Genomic DNA, 13855 nt, shown 5'->3' on the forward strand with positions numbered 1-13855 from the left:
CGGGCCGGGTCGTGCCGCTCAGGCGCGCGCGGGGTGCGGGGCGAGGGCCGGCGAGGGCGCGCGGCGTCGTCGGCCTCTCCAGACGACGAGCGCCGCGAGCGCGAGCACGCCGGCGAACGCGAGGACTGGCCCGGCGAAGAACGGCCCGATCCGCTTCTCGGCGACCACGGCGTACGTCGGGGTGAAGGCGACGTCCGCGGCGGCGGGGGCGAAGGAGAAGTCGGAGACGATCTGCGTCGCCGGCGCGGTGAACACCTGCTCGTGGGCCGTGACGAAGCCGCCGCCGGCGAGCAGCGCGGCGAGCTCCTGCGACACGACGTGCGCCGGGTCGAGGCGCCCGGCGAAGCGCACGGTCGGCTCCTGCGCCTCGGCGGTCGCGTCGACGCGGTCGACGCGGTGGTCAGCCAGGACGTATGTGCGCGTGCTCTGGGTGTCCTCCGCGACGGCGGACATGCGCATGGGGTAGACGAGCGAGCCGCTCGGGAACGTGACCCGGAGCGGCTGGAGCGTGCCGTCGAACGCGGCCGCCTCCTCGGGCGCGAGCCGGGCCGCGACGAACGACCAGCCCTCGCCGACGTAGGGGGCGAGGGCCGTCCGGATCGTCTCGGGGAGCTGGAACCCGCGCTCGGTGAGCCAGGCGTCGAGCGCGCCGGCGTCGCTCGCGCCGAGCGTCGTGACGTCGAGCGGCCCGAGCCGGACCTCGTCGAGCACCGTGACGTCCGCGCCCGCCACGGCGTCCGCCCCGCTCCCGAAGCCGAGCTCGGGCCACCACCGGGTGTCGGAGACGACGGCGCGCGGCTGGGTGAGCTCGTCGAGCTCGCGGAACACCTGCGGGTCGGCGAGCGCGACCTGCGCCGGTGCGGGCGTGGGCAGCAGCAGGCCGACCTCGGGCGCGTTCGACAGCGTGGAGAGCTCGACGAGCATCGTCTCGGTGGTCCCGTCCCACTGGAGGACCGCGGTCTCGTGGGAGACCGCCGTGTCGTACGCGGGCCCGTCGACGAGGCCGCCGCACGCGCACGCGCCCGCGGGCGGCGCCGCGACCACGCCGGTCCCCGCGAGCGCGACCGACACCACCGCCACGCGCAGCGCGCGTCGTGCTCCGGCTCCCGTGCCCATGCTTGGGAGGGTAGGTGCGCACCCGGGGCACCGCGCGGCGGGCGACGAATCGTGATCCCGTCGTGACGGCGTCGTGATCGGCCGTCAGCCGACGGCGGCGCTCACCCCGAGGTGCACGACGACGCCCAGCACGAGGGCCCAGGCGGCGACCGCCACGACTCCCCACGCGAAGACGCGGGCACGCGGAGCCCCGAACCCGACCATCGCCGCGGCGGTGACGTGGCTCGGCAGGAGCAGCGGCCCGAGGAGGCTGACGCCGGGCACGCCGTAGCGGTCGAACACCTGCCGCATCCGCTGGCGCTTGGGCGTGGTCTCGACGGTCCGTCCGCGCGTGATCCCGCTGCGCGCGGCACCGATGACCCAGACGACCAGGGCGAGCGCGATCGCGTTGCCGACGATCGCGACCGGGATGGCGACGAACGGGTTGACGCCCGCCACGACCCCGAGGACCGCCGCGCCCTCGGCCTCGACGTAGGGGATCGCGCCGGCGAGCAGGACCCCGACCCAGCGCAGGAAGGGCGGCAGGCCCTGCGTGAGGTCCTGGAGCCCGGTGACGATGTCGGTCATGGTGCGCCTCTCGTTGGTGGTGCCTCCAGCCTCGCGCCGGTACGGCGCCTGCGGCAGTGCGGCCCGTCACCGGACGGGGTGGAGTCCTCACCCCACGGGCATGACACGTGTCACGGCCCAGGAGGCGTTCGGCGAGCCTCCCCGCGGATACCTCACGGGGGTATGATGGGGCGTACCCTGACGGGGTATCACCGCCGCACCACCCGCGCGGCGGGCGCGCTATCGCGTCCTGGACGAGGAGGAGAGCATGACCGACACGACCGAGGCGACGGCCGTCGAGCAGGAGCAGGCGGTCCACACCGGTCCGCACGGCTACGCGTCCGACAAGGAGGCATACCTCAAGCGCATGCGCCGCATCGAGGGCCAGGTGCGCGGCATCGCCCGCATGATCGACGAGGACGTCTACTGCATCGACATCCTCACGCAGGTCTCCGCCGTCACCAAGGCGCTCCAGGCCGTGAGCATCGGCCTCGTCGAGGACCACCTGGGCCACTGCGTCGTGGACGCGGCCCGCCAGTCGGAGGCGGAGGGCGCGGCCAAGGTCAAGGAGGCCGCCGACGCCATCGCCCGCCTCGTCCGCAGCTGACCACCCCACCACCCGAGGAGCACCATGAGCACCGTCACGACCCTGGGCATCACCGGCATGACCTGCGGCAACTGCGTCGCCCACGTCACGAAGGACCTCGAGGCCGTCGCCGGCGTCGAGAACGTGAGCGTCGAGCTCCGCGTCGGCAGCACGTCCGAGGTCACGGTCTTCTCCGACGACCCGCTCGACGAGGCCGCGCTGCGCGAGGCCGTCGACGAGGCCGGGTACGAGGTCGCGTCGGTCGAGGTCCAGCAGGACGCGCTCGCCGCCCAGTACGCCGAGCAGGCGGCCGACAAGCAGGAGGCGCACGACTGCGCGTGCGGCTGCGGCACCGAGCCCGCCGCCGACGCCGCCCCCGCGACGAAGACGTACGACCTTCAGGTCCCGCCCCGCGCCTGACCGTCCCCGGTCCGCACCTCCCCGATGCCCGACGGCGGGACGCGCCTCGACCGCACGAGGCCGCGACCGTCGTCGGGCACCCCGGGTCCCGGTCGCCACCGCGACCCCCGACCCCCCGCGCGCACGAGCAGCGCCGCGCACGCCGCGACGGCCACCACGCCGGACCACCGCGGCGACCTCGCCCCGCACCCCGTCGAGGAGCCCCACCGATGACCGCACAGCCCGCGCCCACGCCGACCGCCGCACCCGGCGGAGCCGCGGAGGCCCGGCCCGTCGCCGAGGTCGACCTCGCGATCGGCGGCATGACGTGCGCGTCGTGCGTCGCGCGCGTCGAGAAGCGCCTCAACCGCGTCGAGGGCGTCACCGCGACGGTCAACCTCCCGCTGGAGACCGCGCACGTCGTCCTCGCGGCCGACGTCACCGACGCCGACCTCGTCGAGGCCGTCGAGAAGGCCGGCTACACGGCCCGCGTCACGACCCGCCGCGCAGCCGCCACGGCCGACCGGGGCACTCCCCCGGCGGATCAGGGCGAGACGACCGCCGTAGCGACCGCCGAGGCGGCGGTGCGGCCGGAGGACCCGGAGGCGGGCCCGCGCACCTCCGCCGACCCCGCCACCGAGCCGGCCCCCGCCATCGAGCCCGACCGCGCCGTCGGGCCTGACCGCGCCACCGCCGCACCCGACGACGGCGCCGTCCCGACCGACCGCGGCGCCGTGCTGGCGCAGCGCCTGCGCGTCGCGGCGGTGCTCACCGTGCCGGTCGTCGCGCTGTCGATGGTCCCGGCGCTGCAGTTCACCGGCTGGCAGTGGGTCGTCGCGGCGCTCTCGCTGCCCGTCGTCACGTGGGCCGCGTGGCCGTTCCACGCGGCGGCGTTCCGCGCGGCCCGGCACGGCGCGTCGACGATGGACACGCTCGTGTCGCTCGGCGTGGTCGCCGCGACGCTCTGGTCGCTGTGGGCGCTGCTGCTGGGCGGCGCCGGCGCGCTCGGGATGCGCATGGAGCCGACGCTCGTCCCGTCGCGCGGCCACGCGGGCGCCGCGCCCGAGCTCTACTTCGAGGTCGCGGCCGTCGTCACGACGTTCCTGCTCGCGGGCCGGTACGCCGAGCACCGCTCGAAGCGGCGCGCGGGCGACGCGCTGCGGTCGCTGCTCGCGCTGGGCGCGAAGGACGCGGAGCGCGTGCTGCTCGCCCCCGACGGCACCCCGCGCACCGGGCCCGACGGCGCGCGCGTCACCGAGCGCGTGCCCGTCGCCGACCTCGCGGTGGGCGACGTGTTCCTCGTGCGGCCGGGCGACAAGGTCGCGACGGACGGCGTCGTGCTCGAGGGGTCGAGCGCCGTCGACACGTCGCTGCTCACGGGCGAGCCGGTGCCGGTCGACGTCGGACCCGGCGACGCCGTGACCGGCGCGACGGTGAACGCGGCGGGCGCGCTGCTGGTGCGGGGGACGCGCGTGGGCGAGGAGACGACGCTCGCGCAGATCGGCCGCCTCGTCACGCAGGCCCAGACGGGCAAGGCGCCGGTGCAGCGGCTCGCGGACCGTATCTCCGCGGTGTTCGTGCCGGTCGTGCTCGTGCTCGCGGTGGGGACCCTGGCCGCGTGGCTCCTCGCGGGCGCCGGGACGCAGCTCGCGTTCACCGCCGCGGTCGCGGTCCTCATCATCGCGTGCCCGTGCGCGCTGGGGCTCGCGACGCCGACGGCCCTGCTCGTCGGCACGGGCCGGGGCGCGCAGCTCGGCGTCCTCATCAAGGGCCCGGAGATCCTCGAGTCGACGCGCCGCGTCGACACGGTGGTGCTCGACAAGACGGGCACGGTCACCCAGGGCGCGATGGCGCTCGAGGCGGTCGTCACGCCGTCGGGCCGCGCGCCGCTCGACCGGCTCGTGGCCGACGGCCCCGCGGCTGCGGACGCGCGCGACGCCCTGCGCCACGCGGGCGCGGTCGAGGCCCTGAGCGAGCACCCGATCGCCCGCGCGATCACCGCGGCCGCGCGCGACCTGCCCGCGGGCGCCCCGGCGTCGGACGACGGCCCCCGGGTCGGGGCCGACGGCGTCGCGGTGGGCTCGCTGCAGGCGTTCGAGTTCCGCAGCGCCCCGGGCGGCGGGGTCGAGGCCGTCGTCCGGACCGCGCACTCGGGCCTCTCGCGGGGCGCCGGGGCCGCGGGGCTCACCGCGCGCCGGGTGCTCGTCGGGCAGCCCGCCTGGCTCGCGCGCGAGGGCGTGACCCCGGAGCCGGCCCTCGACGACGCGTTCGCGGCGGCCGAGGCGTCGGGGGCGAGCGCCGTCGTCGTCGCGTGGGACGGCCGGGCGCGCGCGGTGCTCGTGCTGCGCGACCCGGTGAAGCCCACGTCGGCCGAGGCCGTGCGCGAGCTTCGGGAGCTCGGCCTGCGGCCGTACCTGCTCACGGGCGACGGCGAGGGCGCGGCCCTCGAGGCGGCGCGCGCCGTCGGCATCGCGGAGACGGACGTCGTCGCGCGCGTCCTCCCCGACGAGAAGGTCGACGTCGTGGCCCGGCTCCAGCGCGAGGGGCGCGTCGTCGCGATGGTCGGGGACGGCGTGAACGACGCCGCCGCGCTCGCGACGGCTGACCTCGGGCTCGCGATGGGGACCGGCACGGACGTCGCGATCGAGGCGAGCGACCTCACGCTTGTCCGCGGCGACCTGCGCAGCGCGGCGACCGCGATCCGGCTGTCGCGCCGCACGCTGCGCGTCATCCAGCAGAACCTCTTCTGGGCCTTCGCCTACAACGTGGCGGCGATCCCGCTCGCCGCGGCCGGCCTGCTCAACCCGATGATCGCGGGCGCGGCGATGGCCGCGAGCTCGGTGCTCGTCGTCGGCAACTCCCTCCGCCTCCGCCGCGCTGCCTGACACCCGGAACCGAAAACCGCCGAACACGGGGACGGCGACCAGAATCGCTCGGATCCGGTCGCCGTCCCCGTGCTCGGCGGGAGGGGTGGGGTCAGTAGGGGCGTGAGGGTCAGCGGAAGCGGCGGCCCTCGTCGCGGCGGTAGGCGCCGACCGCGAGGACGGCGAACAGCACCGTCCAGCCGAGGAGCACGAACCACGCGGCGCCGTACGCCGGCTCGCCCGTGAGGGCCTGGACGAGCAGGTCGCGGCCCGCGCGGGTCGGGGTGGCCTTCGAGATCGCGTCGAGCCAGTCGGGGAAGAGGAACGGCGGCAGGAACAGGCCGCCCGCGAACGCGAGCGGGAAGAGGATCACCTGGACCACCGGGAGCGCCGCCTTCGCCGACAGCGAGTAGCCGATCGCCATGCCGAGCAGCACGAACGGCACGGACACGAGCAGCACCGTCCCGACGCCCGCGAGGAGCTGGGTCGCGGTGACGCTCGCGTCGGTGAACAGCCAGCCGATGAGGATGAGCGGCACGAGGCCGAACAGCGAGAAGATCCCGCCGTTGAGCACGCGCGCCGCCATGCGCGGCGCGGGCCCCGCGGGCAGCGTGCGGACGAACGGGTCGAACGGCAGCTGCCGGTCCTCCGCGACGCCGAGACCGTACGTGAACAGGCTCGCCGAGCAGATCGCGAACAGACCGAGCGACGCGACGGCCATGGTCGCCGCCACCGGGTCCTGGGCCACGGCCTTCTGCGGCACGACGAAGAAGAACATCGCGAGCGCCGGGAACAGCAGGTTGCCGAGCACCGCGACGGGGACGCGCACGGTCTCGAGGAACTGGTACTTGAGGTGCAGCCACGTGAGGCGCAGCGGCCCGGGCAGCGTCGCCGTCCGCGGGGTGGTGGTCGTGGTGGTCATCGGGCCCGTGCCTCCGTCGTCGGGGCCGCGCCGCGCGCGACCATCTGCTCGAACGCCTCCTCGAGGCTCGCCCCCCGGATCTCGAGGTCGTGGAAGTCGACGCCCGAGGTGACGAGCTCGCGCACGAGCGCGTCGGCGTCGGGCGTGTACAGCTCCTGGCGGCCGTCGCCGAGGCGATCGGCTCGCACGACGCCCGGACGGTCGCGCAGGTCGACGGCCGACCCGACGACGACGCGCCGCAGGGACACGCGCCGCAGGATCGCGTCGAGCGAGTCGTCGGCCTTCACGACGCCCTGGTCGATGACGACGACGCGCTGCGCGAGCGCCTGCACCTCCTCGAGGTAGTGGCTCGTGAGCAGCACCGTCCCGCCGCCCGCGTGGTACGCGCGGATCGCGTCCCACAGCGCCTGCCGCGCGCCGACGTCGAGGCCCGTCGTCGGCTCGTCGAGCAGCACGACGCGCGGGCGGCCCACGAGCGAGAGCGCGACGGCGAGGCGGCGCTTCTGCCCGCCGGACATCGCGCCCGTCTGGCGGCCCGCGAGCTCGGTGAGGCCGAACTGCTCGAGCAGCTCCGCCGTCGGGACCGGGTCGGGGTAGTGGCCGCCGACGAAGTCCACGACCTCCCGCACCTTGAGCGTCGCGGGCAGGCCCGTCTCCTGCGGCGTGAGGCCGAGGCCGACGCGGCTGCGCGCGTCGCGCGGGTCGCCCCCGAGGAGCCGCACCGTCCCGGAGTCGGGTCGCCGCTGCCCGCTGACCAGGGACAGCAGCGTCGACTTCCCGGCGCCGTTCGGGCCGAGCAGCCCGACGAGCTCACCGCCCCCGACGGTGAGGGAGACGTCGTCGAGCGCGACGACCGCGCCGAAGCGACGCGTCACGCGGTCGACGGCGACCACGGACGGGGTGCGGTCCGTGCCCGACGGCGCGGGCTCGGCTCGGGCGGTCCGGACCGGGCCGGTGCGCGGGGCGCGCTCGGTGCGCTCGTCGCTCATGGTCGGGCTCCCTTCAGGAGGGCGTCGAGGGCGGTCGTGTAGTCCTCGAAGGCGACGCGACCGCGGGCGGTGAGGGACAGGTAGGTGGCGGGCGTGCGGCCCTCGTGCGTCTTGGTGACGGTCACGTAGCCGGCGTCCTCGAGCTTGCGCAGGTGCGTCGAGAGGTTGCCGGCGGTCATGTCGAGGAGCTTCTGGAGCTTGGGGAACGACAGCTCGTCGCCCGTCGGGAGGGTGGCGAGCGTCGCGACCACGCGCAGCCGCGCGGGCGCGTGGATGACGGGGTCGAGCTCGGTCTCAGGCATCGGCCGCACCCTCCGCCGGCCGGGCGGGCACGGGGTGGGACGCGCGACGCCGTCGTCGGACGCGCACGACCTGCTCGATCGCGGCCATGACGAGGAAGCCGCCGCCGCCCGCGAGCGCCATGACGAGGTAGGTGAGCGGCAGCCCGGCGAACGTCGCGACGGCCGCGGTGAGGAGGATCCACACGCCGAGGACGAACAGCCCGCGGTCGCCGAACGCGGCCGCGCCGCCGAGGTAGAGGAGGCCCACGACGACGCACGCGAAGGCGTTGCTCGCGAGCGCCATGACCTCCTCGGACGCCCCGGCGCGGGCCAGCCCGCCGAGGACGAGGCCGAAGCACAGGAACCCGAGCATCCACGACCACCCGTACATCGCCCCGGTGCGGGCGCTCACGCCGCGCGTCCCGGCGGTGCGCGTGACGCTGTGGACGATCGTGAACGCGACGGCGGCCGCGATGAGGCTGAAGAAGACCCAGAAGGCCCACGGCTCGGGCTGGGCGCCCATGACCTGGCCGGCGCCGCTCGTGACGCGGACCGTCGCGGTCCCGTCCGCGACCCGGACCGCGCTCGTCCACAGGCACAGGTAGCCGACGAGCCACGCGACGCCCCACGCGAGGAACAGCAGTCGGGAGTCGGGCTCGGTCGCCTGGCGCGCGCGCTCCTGCTGCTCGCGGATGAGGCGGAGCGTCTCGGCGGCGCCGAGGGACGGCTCGTCGGGCTCGCCGACGGCTCCGTCGTGGACGGCGTCGCCGTGGTCGGTCGTCATGGTGGCCTCTCGGTGGTGCGGGTCGTTCCGGAAACTACTTTGCACTGCAAACCTGTTTGTAGATTCCCACACGCGAACGCCCTCGCGCAAGGCCCCGCGGGACGGATGGCGGCACAGCTCAGAAATGTGATATCACTTTGCTATACACGACGCGGCCCCGCCGCAGGAGAGGACGACCACCGTGACCGAGAGCGCAGCACCCCCGCAGGAGTCCGTCGGCGGCGAACCGACCGGCCGCCCCGTCGGTCACGACGGCACGCGCGTCGACGTCACCGAGCGGCCCGCCTGGTCCCTCGGAGCGGGCGGCGCGGCCGCCGTCATCGCGCTGAGCATCGTCCTGCTCCTCGGCGGCACAGGGCTCGTCGTGGCCGCCGCGGCGGAGGCCGGCAACCCCACCGTGCTCATCACGCTCGGCGTCCTGGCGTTCCTCGCGGGCGTGCTCGTCCCGACCGGCGTCGCCGTCATCAACCCCGGCGAGACGGTCGTCGTCCAGTTCTTCGGCCGCTACCTCGGCACCGTCCGCACCACGGGCCTCGTCGCGACGGTGCCGCTCAGCACCCGCCGCCGCGTGTCCGTGCGCGTCCGGAACTTCGAGACGAGCGAGCTCAAGGTCAACGACGCCGACGGCAACCCCATCAACATCGCCGCGATCGTCGTCTGGCAGGTCGCCGACACCGCCAAGGCGTCGTTCGCGGTCGAGGACTACGACGACTTCGTCGTGGTCCAGGCCGAGTCCGCGCTGCGCCACGTCGCGATGTCCCACCCCTACGACGACGCCGAGGCCGGCGAGGAGTCGCTGCGCGGCGCGACGGAGGTCGTCTCGGCCGAGATCGCGGCGGAGGTCGCGGAGCGCGTCGTCGTGGCGGGAGTCGAGGTCATCGAGGCCCGCATCTCCAACCTCGCCTATGCGCCCGAGATCGCGCAGGCGATGCTCCAGCGCCAGCAGGCCGGGGCGATCATCGCGGCACGCTCGCGCATCGTCGAGGGCGCGGTGTCCATGGTCGAGGACGCCCTGTCCCGCCTCGAGGCCGAGGACATCGTCACGCTCGACGACGAGCGCCGCGCGACGATGGTCTCCAACCTCCTCGTGGTGCTCTGCGGCGACAGCCGCGTGACGCCCGTCGTCAACACGGGGTCCCTGTACCAGTGACGCCCGTCGGGCCCACGCCGCCCGAGAAGCGCGACGCGCCCGGCGACGGCGACCAGCCGTCGTCGGGCCGCGGCGTGCCCGCGGGCGGGCAGCAGGCCACCCCCGAGGGCGACGCACCCTCTCCGGACGAGCAGGCGTCGTCGGGCACGGGCACAGCCACCGGCGCGGGTGCAGACGCGGGCACGGAGACGCCCCCGAGCCCGGGCCGAGCGCAGCGGCCGCAGCGCAAGTCGGTCCTCCTGCGCCTCGACCCCGCCGTGCACGACGCCCTCGCCCGCTGGGCCGGCGACGACCTGCGCAGCGTCAACGCGCAGATCGAGATGCTCCTGCGCCGAGCGCTCGACGACGCCGGCCGCCTCCCCCGCGACGTCCGCCCGCCCCGCCGCCCGGGCCGCCCACCCCGCCAATAGCCCCTCCACCCGCCGAGCACGGGGTACGCGACCGCTCTCGCCCCGATCCGGTCGCGGATCGCGTGCTCGCGGGGCGCTCCGCCCGTGGTCGGCGAGCAGGTTCCGTCCAGGGGGCACCGAGGTGGGTTCCGGTGAGCGGTGCTATAACCGGACCGTGCCCGACCTGACCGCTCCCGGCTCCCCCGCCGCGCCCGTGCCCGGCCCGACGGCCGCCCCCGCCGCCGTCGCCCCCGGCGCTCCCGCGCGCCCGGACCGCGCCACGCGCCGTCGCATCGGCGCGGAGATCTGGATCGTGCTCGGGCTCAGCCTCGGCAAGTCCGCGGTCTACGCGATCATCACCATCGTCGCGCGGCTCACCGCCGGGACCCCGCTCGGCGAGCAGTCCGCGAGCCTCAACGTGAGCCGGTCGGCCCGCCCGTACCTCGACCTCGCCTACCAGCTCGTCGGGATCTTCTTCGCCGTGCTGCCCGTCGCGCTCGCGCTGTACCTGCTCAGCGCGCGCGGCCGCTCCGCCGTCCGCGCCATCGGGCTCGACGGCGCCCGGCCCCTGCGCGACGTCGGCTGGGGGTTCGCCCTCGCCGCGGCCATCGGGATCCCCGGCCTGGGGTTCTACGCGCTCGGGCGTGTCCTCGGCATCACGGTCGAGGTGCAGGCGTCGGCGCTCAACGCCGCGTGGTGGACGGTGCCCGTGCTCGTCCTCGCCGCGCTGCAGAACGGTCTGCTCGAGGAGGTCATCGCGGTCGGGTACCTGTTCGAGCGCACGCGCGACCTCGGCTGGGGGCGCGTGAAGTTCGTCGTGTGGAGCTCGCTCCTGCGCGGGGCGTACCACCTGTACCAGGGCTTCGGACCGTTCCTCGGGAACGTCGTCATGGGCGTCGTGTTCTCGTGTTTCTACACGTCCCGCTGGGGCCGGCACCGCGTCATGCCGCTCATGATCGCGCACACCCTGCTCGACGTCGTCGCGTTCGTCGGGTACGCGCTCCTGCCTCTGGAGTGGAAGCAGTCGCTCGGCCTCGCGTGACGGCCGCGCTCGCGTGCCATGGGCGGTCAGGCGATCCCGAACGCGCCCGTCTCGAGGTCGACCAGGTGGGTCTCGCGGTTGCCGTAGTCGACCCCCCACGTGGGTGTGGACAGCTCGAGGTAGTGCGGCGTGAAGCCGCTCGGGAGCGAGTCGACCATCGCCTCCGACGTCCCTCCGAGATGGTCGTCCGCCCAGGTCCGCTCCTCCTCCGGGAGCCCGGTCCAGTCCTCGTCCCACGGCGAGACCCAGCCGTCCTCCTCCTGGCCCGGGGCGAGGCCCGCGTTCGGGTCGTCGACCCGGGGGACCAGGTAGGCCCACCGCGTGACGGTCATGTCCTCCCCGCGACGCGTGCCGAGGGGCGGGTCCCACGCGTTCTGCCCGTCGTCCGTCGCGACGTGCTCGCCCGGCCGACGGGTGTCGGGCGGGGCGGCGGTGGGACCGGCCGAGAGCTCCTGCTCGGTCAGCCAGACCAGGGCGAAGCTCTGGCCGATGATGTCGCTGAGCACGAGCGCCTGCGGGTGCTCCCGGGCCGCCCGCAGGTCCACGACGAACGGGTCCTCCGGGTCGCTCGCGTCGTGCTCGGTGGCGAACTGGCCCTCGCCGAGGAAGTACGCGACGCCGGGGAACCCGGGGCCCCGACGCTGGTACTCGGCCGGCAGCCGCAGCGTGACGGCGTGCCGCATCGGCAGCCCGGTGCTCGGGCTCCGCGGCCACGTCCGTGGCTCGATCCCCGGGCCGCCGTCGCCGATCCACCCCCAGGCCACCTCGCCCCAGGGAGCGACGGGCGGCGGCAGCAGGTCCGCCGTCCCGACCGGCGACCCGTCCACCGCGTCCTGCGGGGTCAGGCCGAACAGGATGTCGTACGCAGTGGCCACCGGTGCTCCTGGTTCTCGACGGACGGGACTCACATGCTAGGGGCAGCCACCCCCGGGGCCGGCCCGGCCCGACGCGCGGAGCTCGGGCCGGGCCAGGATCGGGTCAGGCGCCGCGCAGCGCTCGGAGCTGCTCGCGGCGCTCCGCCTGGAGCACCGGGTCGGGCACGGGCAGGGACGCGAGGAGACGCTGCGTGTACTCCTCGCGCGGGCTGCCCAGCACCTCGGCGCCCGTGCCCTCCTCGACCAGCCGCCCGCGATAGAGCACCGCGATGCGGTCGGACAGCAGGTCCACGACGGCGAGGTCGTGGGACACGAACAGGCTCGCGAAGCCGAGCTCGCGCTGGAGCTCGGCGAACAGCTCGAGCACGCGCGCCTGCACGGAGACGTCGAGCGCCGACGTCGGCTCGTCGGCCACGAGCAGCTCCGGGTCGAGCGCGAGGGCCCGGGCGAGCGACGCGCGCTGGCGCTGCCCGCCGGAGAGCTCGTGCGGGAACCGGTCGCCGTACGACCGCGGGAGCTGCACGGCCTCCAGGAGCTCGTCGACGCGCCCGCGCGCCGCCTGGGGCGACTCCGCGCGCCCGTGCACGACGAGCGGCTCCGCGACGCAGTCCGCGATCGTGAGCAGCGGGTTGAAGCTCGTCGCGGGGTCCTGGAACACGAACCCGATGCGCGGCCGCACGGGGCGCAGCTCGCGTTCCCTCACGCCGTTCATCTCGACGCCGAGCACGCGCAGCGACCCGCCCGTCACCCGGGTGAGACCGGCGACGGCGCGCGCGAACGTCGTCTTGCCGGAGCCGGACTCGCCCACGAGGCCGAGCACCTCGCCGGGCCGGATGGTGAGCGAGACGTCGTCGACCGCGGTGAAGCCGGGGCGGCGCAGGCGGCCCGGGTAGGTGACGGTCAGTCCCTGCGCGGCCACCACGGGCTCCGCGTCCGCCCACCCGGCGTCGCGGGCCGACGCGCGGGCCTCGGCCCGCGCGGTCCCCTCGCCGACGCGCGGCACGGAGTCGAGCAGCGCGCGCGTGTACGCGGCCTGCGGGGCGGCGAAGAGCTCGCGCGCGGGCGCCTGCTCGACGACCTTCCCCTGGTACATGACCGCGACCCGGTCGGCGAGGTCCGCGACGACGCCCATGTTGTGCGTGATGAGCACGATGGCCGTGCCGAACTCGTCGCGGCACCGGCGCAGGAGGTCGAGGATCTCGGCCTGGACGGTCACGTCGAGCGCGGTCGTGGGCTCGTCCGCGACGATGAGCCCCGGGTCGAGCACGAGGGCCATGGCGATGACGATGCGCTGCTTCTGCCCGCCGGAGAACTGGTGCGGGTAGTGGTCGACGCGCGTCTCCGGGTCGGGGATGCCGACGCGCCGCAGCACGTCGACCGCGCGCCGGCGCGCCTCGCGCCGCGACACCTTCGTGTGCGCGCGGATGCCCTCGACGATCTGCCAGCCCACCGTGTACACCGGGTTGAGCGCGGCGGACGGCTCCTGGAAGACCATCGCGACGTCGGTCCCGCGGACCTGACGCAGCCGCTCCCCGCCGAGCGTGACGACGTCGTGGTCGGCCGTCCCGGCCTTGTTCGTCAGCACGACGGCGCCGCGCGCCGTCGCGGTCGACGGCAGCAGGCCGAGGATCGTCTTCGCGGTCACCGTCTTGCCGGACCCGGACTCGCCGACGACGGCCAGCACCTCCCCGGGCGCGACCTCCAGGTCGACGCCGTCGACGGCGCGTACCGCCCCGGCGTCGGTCGCGAACGACACCGCGAGGTCGCGGATCGTCACGACGGGGCGTGCGGCGTCACCGCTCTCGCGGCGGGTCGTCTCGGTCACGGCGCTCATCGCCGGTCCTCCGTCTCGTCGTGGGGTGCGTCCGCTGGAGCAGGCGCAGGACCGGCCGCGGGGCCTGTCGCCGGACCT

Annotated in this window: 14 protein-coding genes; 6 read left to right on the forward strand and 8 right to left on the reverse strand. The window is 75.4% G+C overall.

Going from position 1 to position 13855, the window contains the following annotated elements; translation table 11 throughout:
• Positions 1 to 18: 18 nt before the first annotated feature.
• Both GWJ10_RS07310 and GWJ10_RS07315 read right to left on the reverse strand, forming a co-directional pair.
• The gene (locus GWJ10_RS07310; RefSeq protein WP_163186527.1) at positions 19 to 1116 is read right to left on the reverse strand and encodes a DUF2330 domain-containing protein; all 1098 of its coding nucleotides are present in this window, start codon (positions 1114 to 1116) and stop codon (positions 19 to 21) included.
• An 84-nt stretch (positions 1117 to 1200) separates the two neighbouring features.
• Positions 1201 to 1683 carry a hypothetical protein gene (locus GWJ10_RS07315; RefSeq protein WP_076403897.1) on the reverse strand — a complete coding sequence of 161 codons (483 nt, stop codon included), beginning with the start codon at positions 1681 to 1683 and terminating at the stop codon, positions 1201 to 1203.
• Between the two features lie 247 nt (positions 1684 to 1930).
• On the opposite strand from GWJ10_RS07315, the gene GWJ10_RS07320 reads away from it, so the two are divergent.
• From GWJ10_RS07320 to GWJ10_RS07330, 3 genes are all read left to right on the forward strand, one after another.
• Complete coding sequence (locus GWJ10_RS07320) at positions 1931 to 2269, forward strand: metal-sensitive transcriptional regulator (RefSeq protein WP_021483344.1); 339 nt, start codon at positions 1931 to 1933, stop codon at positions 2267 to 2269.
• A 24-nt stretch (positions 2270 to 2293) separates the two neighbouring features.
• On the forward strand, positions 2294 to 2668 hold the full coding sequence (locus GWJ10_RS07325; protein ID WP_163186529.1) for a heavy-metal-associated domain-containing protein: 375 nt from the start codon (positions 2294 to 2296) through the stop codon (positions 2666 to 2668).
• 209 nt (positions 2669 to 2877) lie between these two features.
• Positions 2878 to 5532, forward strand: coding sequence for a heavy metal translocating P-type ATPase (locus GWJ10_RS07330; RefSeq protein WP_163186531.1), 2655 nt, complete (start codon positions 2878 to 2880; stop codon positions 5530 to 5532).
• Positions 5533 to 5641: 109 nt separating this feature from the next.
• Here GWJ10_RS07330 and GWJ10_RS07335 read toward each other — a convergent pair whose 3' ends face one another.
• From GWJ10_RS07335 to GWJ10_RS07350, 4 genes are read right to left on the reverse strand one after another with little or no spacing between them, the layout of a single operon-like run.
• Positions 5642 to 6433, reverse strand: coding sequence for an ABC transporter permease (locus GWJ10_RS07335; protein WP_061267065.1), 792 nt, complete (start codon positions 6431 to 6433; stop codon positions 5642 to 5644).
• The gene (locus GWJ10_RS07340) at positions 6430 to 7422 is read right to left on the reverse strand and encodes an ABC transporter ATP-binding protein (protein WP_163186533.1); all 993 of its coding nucleotides are present in this window, start codon (positions 7420 to 7422) and stop codon (positions 6430 to 6432) included. The genes GWJ10_RS07335 and GWJ10_RS07340 overlap by 4 nt, the downstream gene beginning before the upstream one ends.
• The gene (locus GWJ10_RS07345; protein ID WP_021482836.1) at positions 7419 to 7724 is read right to left on the reverse strand and encodes a transcriptional regulator; all 306 of its coding nucleotides are present in this window, start codon (positions 7722 to 7724) and stop codon (positions 7419 to 7421) included. Before GWJ10_RS07345 ends, GWJ10_RS07340 begins: the two co-directional genes overlap by 4 nt.
• Positions 7717 to 8487 carry a hypothetical protein gene (locus GWJ10_RS07350; protein WP_163186535.1) on the reverse strand — a complete coding sequence of 257 codons (771 nt, stop codon included), beginning with the start codon at positions 8485 to 8487 and terminating at the stop codon, positions 7717 to 7719. The genes GWJ10_RS07345 and GWJ10_RS07350 overlap by 8 nt, the downstream gene beginning before the upstream one ends.
• Positions 8488 to 8668: 181 nt before the next feature.
• On the opposite strand from GWJ10_RS07350, the gene GWJ10_RS07355 reads away from it, so the two are divergent.
• The 3 genes from GWJ10_RS07355 (at position 8669) to GWJ10_RS07365 (ending at position 11068) form a co-directional block, all read left to right on the forward strand.
• Entirely contained in the window at positions 8669 to 9637 is a 969-nt protein-coding gene (locus GWJ10_RS07355) for an SPFH domain-containing protein (RefSeq protein ID WP_163186537.1), read from the forward strand.
• Positions 9634 to 10047 (forward strand): AT hook motif protein, encoded by a 414-nt coding sequence (locus GWJ10_RS07360; RefSeq protein WP_163186377.1) that lies wholly within the window; start codon positions 9634 to 9636, stop codon positions 10045 to 10047. The genes GWJ10_RS07355 and GWJ10_RS07360 overlap by 4 nt, the downstream gene beginning before the upstream one ends.
• A gap of 271 nt (positions 10048 to 10318) precedes the next feature.
• On the forward strand, positions 10319 to 11068 hold the full coding sequence (locus GWJ10_RS07365) for a CPBP family intramembrane glutamic endopeptidase (RefSeq protein WP_241005723.1): 750 nt from the start codon (positions 10319 to 10321) through the stop codon (positions 11066 to 11068).
• A 26-nt stretch (positions 11069 to 11094) separates the two neighbouring features.
• On the opposite strand, the gene GWJ10_RS07370 is transcribed toward GWJ10_RS07365, so the two are convergent.
• Together GWJ10_RS07370 and GWJ10_RS07375 are read right to left on the reverse strand one after the other, a co-directional pair.
• The gene (locus GWJ10_RS07370) at positions 11095 to 11943 is read right to left on the reverse strand and encodes a hypothetical protein (RefSeq protein ID WP_163186539.1); all 849 of its coding nucleotides are present in this window, start codon (positions 11941 to 11943) and stop codon (positions 11095 to 11097) included.
• A 103-nt stretch (positions 11944 to 12046) separates the two neighbouring features.
• Positions 12047 to 13777, reverse strand: a complete 1731-nt coding sequence (locus GWJ10_RS07375) for an ABC transporter ATP-binding protein (protein ID WP_076403907.1) — start codon at positions 13775 to 13777, stop codon at positions 12047 to 12049.
• Positions 13778 to 13855: the final 78 nt, after the last annotated feature.

This window comes from Cellulosimicrobium sp. SL-1 (assembly GCF_011033075.1).
In the GTDB taxonomy this organism is placed as follows: domain Bacteria; phylum Actinomycetota; class Actinomycetes; order Actinomycetales; family Cellulomonadaceae; genus Cellulosimicrobium; species Cellulosimicrobium funkei.

What these genes read in the sequence shown, in the direction of transcription:
- GWJ10_RS07350 (WP_163186535.1), bottom strand. Translation starts at nt 8,487, where the DNA reads ATGACGACCGACCACGGCGACGCCGTCCACGACGGAGCCGTCGGCGAG.
- GWJ10_RS07325 (WP_163186529.1), top strand. Translation starts at nt 2,294, where the DNA reads ATGAGCACCGTCACGACCCTGGGCATCACCGGCATGACCTGCGGCAAC.
- GWJ10_RS07330 (WP_163186531.1), top strand. Translation starts at nt 2,878, where the DNA reads ATGACCGCACAGCCCGCGCCCACGCCGACCGCCGCACCCGGCGGAGCC.
- GWJ10_RS07335 (WP_061267065.1), bottom strand. Translation starts at nt 6,433, where the DNA reads ATGACCACCACGACCACCACCCCGCGGACGGCGACGCTGCCCGGGCCG.
- GWJ10_RS07315 (WP_076403897.1), bottom strand. Translation starts at nt 1,683, where the DNA reads ATGACCGACATCGTCACCGGGCTCCAGGACCTCACGCAGGGCCTGCCG.
- GWJ10_RS07320 (WP_021483344.1), top strand. Translation starts at nt 1,931, where the DNA reads ATGACCGACACGACCGAGGCGACGGCCGTCGAGCAGGAGCAGGCGGTC.
- GWJ10_RS07340 (WP_163186533.1), bottom strand. Translation starts at nt 7,422, where the DNA reads ATGAGCGACGAGCGCACCGAGCGCGCCCCGCGCACCGGCCCGGTCCGG.
- GWJ10_RS07375 (WP_076403907.1), bottom strand. Translation starts at nt 13,777, where the DNA reads ATGAGCGCCGTGACCGAGACGACCCGCCGCGAGAGCGGTGACGCCGCA.
- GWJ10_RS07310 (WP_163186527.1), bottom strand. Translation starts at nt 1,116, where the DNA reads ATGGGCACGGGAGCCGGAGCACGACGCGCGCTGCGCGTGGCGGTGGTG.
- GWJ10_RS07345 (WP_021482836.1), bottom strand. Translation starts at nt 7,724, where the DNA reads ATGCCTGAGACCGAGCTCGACCCCGTCATCCACGCGCCCGCGCGGCTG.